Annotated in this window: 1 protein-coding gene; it reads left to right on the top strand. The window is 69.2% G+C overall.

The window, feature by feature from the left end; all coding sequences use genetic code 11:
- Nucleotides 1-227 (top strand): hypothetical protein (locus RKE29_RS30735; protein ID WP_312008949.1); only part of this gene is annotated, 227 nt, incomplete at both ends.

Genomic DNA, 227 nt, shown 5'->3' with positions numbered 1-227 from the left:
GGTGAACGGGCCGCGTGCGGTGGTGGTCTCGGGTGATGTGGACGCGGCGGAGGAGTGGCTGCCGCTGTGGAAGGACCGTAAGACGTCGCGGTTGCGGGTGTCGCACGCGTTCCACTCGCCGCGTATGGAGCCGATGCTGGCGGACTTCCGCCGGGTGGCGGAGGGTCTGCGGTTCGAGCAGCCGCGGATTCCGGTGGTGTCGAATGTGACCGGCGCTCTGGTGTCGT

This window comes from Streptomyces sp. B1866 (genome assembly GCF_031932565.1).
In the GTDB taxonomy this organism is placed as follows: Bacteria; Actinomycetota; Actinomycetes; order Streptomycetales; family Streptomycetaceae; genus Streptomyces.
This window is presented reverse-complemented; position numbering and strand designations above follow the sequence as displayed.